Below are 2,064 nucleotides of genomic sequence, written 5' to 3'. Positions count from 1 at the left end.
CGCGTAGGTACCGATGGCCGAGCAGTCGTCATCGGCCGCCCCGGTGATCAGACCAAGCCCGAGAGCCCGAACGACGCCGCCTTTTTTTTGGCCGCTTGCCCTTTGGCCCGCATCAGGTGGCTTGTTCATTGAAGGCGCGTCTTTACCGGGGCCACGCAACAAATCATGACGAACTTCCAATCGGATGCCGATGAAGCAGCCGTTTCAAGCTGCATGAGATCGAATTCGAACCTCTGGTCAGTCTTTTTGTTCCTGGACACAGTCCCGGCCCGCGACGGCGTTTCATCCGATGCGGGTTCTTGCGGCGGAGCCGGACATCCAAGCGAATGCTCCGCTCCACTGAAGAAGGGTGTCGGAGCCTGTCATTCAGGCGACTTGGCACAAAACTTTCCCCGAAAGAAAATCCCGCGGCGCCAAAGTCGAGTGTTCGGCCCAGCCCGTTCATCCGCTTGGTCAGCGGCTCGTACCGCCGCCGATCGCCATCCGTAAGCCGAGGCCGATGATGAGAGAGCCGGCGAGCCGCTGCTGCCAAAGCCTTGCGCGAGGGTGCCGCATGACCCATGCCCCGGCCGCGCCCGATGCCAAGGCATAGGCTCCCAGCACCAGCACACCGGTTATCTTCTGTGTTGCGCCAAGCAGCACCAGCTGCAACGTGACGGAGCCCCTGTGCGGATCGACAAACTGCGGCAGGAACGCAACCATGAACATCAAAGGCCAGGGATTGCTCAGATTGGCGATCATTCCTTCCCGGGCGGCGGCGAGCGGCCGCAGGGCCTTGAGGTCACCTGTGGGAATGGTTGCCGAGGATGAAAGCAGCAGCCGGACACCCAGCCAGACGATGTAGGCCGCCCCGGCCCATCGAAGCAGATTGAACGCCAGGGGCGAGGCGTGGACAAGCGAGGACAGGCCGAATGCAATCAGCGGAAGCTGCACAAGTCCGGCGCCCAGCGTCATGCCGAGCACCGTGAACAGCGCCACGTCGCGCCCCTGTCCGATGCCGCGGGCCATCACCAGCATGCTGTCGGGACCTGGCGGCACCTGCATGAGAATGACGGTTCCGACAAAAGCTATCCACAATGAGGGATCGATGGGGCATCTCCGTTAGCGCTGCCGATGACATCAAAGCGGCCAGCCGTCATCCGGGTTCCGCGGCAAATGAAAATGTCCCATCGCGAAGAACCAGGCATGAACCGTCAGATGGAACGCGGTGCCAGTCCTGGAAGTTGAAAAAAGCCGGAGCCGTTCCTGAACCGGTTTTGGAGGCCTACCCGTGCATGAACCAATAAACGCCTTCCCGCTCCCGCTGGACACGTCTCCGATGGAGGCCAAGCTTGCCGATGAAATCCCCCGGGATGGAAACCGCTGGCAGTACGAGCCCAAATGGGACGGGTTTCGCTGCCTGGCTTTCAAGAGCGACGACACCGTTGACCTGCGCGCCAAATCCGGCAAGCCGCTCGGCCGCTATTTTCCAGAAATCACGGACATTTTGCGTGACCTCAAGTGCGGGCACTTCGTCATCGACGGCGAGATTGTCATTGATATTGACGGTGAGCTTTCCTTCGAGGCGCTGCAGATGCGCCTTCACCCGGCACAAAGCAGAATCCGCAAACTGAGTTCGCAGACGCCTGCCAGTCTGATCCTCTTCGACATGCTTGCCAGGCCGGGCGGCGAGGTCATCACGGGCAAGCCACTTGTGGAAAGGCGGCGAGCGATCGAGGACTTCGTGACCTCCTCGAACAGTCCAGATCTTCGCCTGTCGAAGTGCACTTATGATGCAGCCACGGCGGCTCGATGGCTACACGGCTCCGGCCATGCATCGACCGACGGCATCATGGCCAAAGTGCTTGATGAGCATTATCTGTGCGGGGAACGTGCGATGGTGAAGGTAAAGCCGAGGCGCACCGCCGATTGCGTTGTCGGCGGTTTCCGCTATCTCGCGGACAGTCGTGAGGTTGGCTCGCTGCTCCTCGGCCTCTACAATGACGACGGCAAGCTCGATCACGTCGGCTTCACGTCGACCATCGCCAGGACCGACAGAGGAGCGCTCACGCGCCGGCTGGAAGG

2 protein-coding genes and 1 pseudogene are annotated in these 2,064 nt (G+C 61.1%); 1 reads left to right on the top strand and 2 read right to left on the bottom strand.

Going from position 1 to position 2,064, the window contains the following annotated elements; all coding sequences use genetic code 11:
• A pseudogene (locus EOD15_RS36370) lies at positions 1 to 180 on the bottom strand (hypothetical protein); the annotation flags it as partial.
• A 273-nt stretch (positions 181 to 453) separates the two neighbouring features.
• Positions 454 to 1,044 carry a LysE family translocator gene (locus EOD15_RS33315; protein WP_127320933.1) on the bottom strand — a complete coding sequence of 197 codons (591 nt, stop codon included), beginning with the start codon at positions 1,042 to 1,044 and terminating at the stop codon, positions 454 to 456.
• A gap of 274 nt (positions 1,045 to 1,318) precedes the next feature.
• On the opposite strand from EOD15_RS33315, the gene EOD15_RS33310 reads away from it, so the two are divergent.
• The coding region (locus tag EOD15_RS33310; RefSeq protein ID WP_245463838.1) for an ATP-dependent DNA ligase at positions 1,319 to 2,064 on the top strand (746 nt) is incomplete at its 3' end.

This window comes from Mesorhizobium sp. M7A.T.Ca.US.000.02.2.1, from assembly GCF_003996995.1.
Lineage (GTDB): Bacteria > Pseudomonadota > Alphaproteobacteria > Rhizobiales > Rhizobiaceae > Mesorhizobium.
Note: the sequence above shows the minus strand (reverse complement) of the source record. Positions and strands in the feature narration are given on the sequence as shown.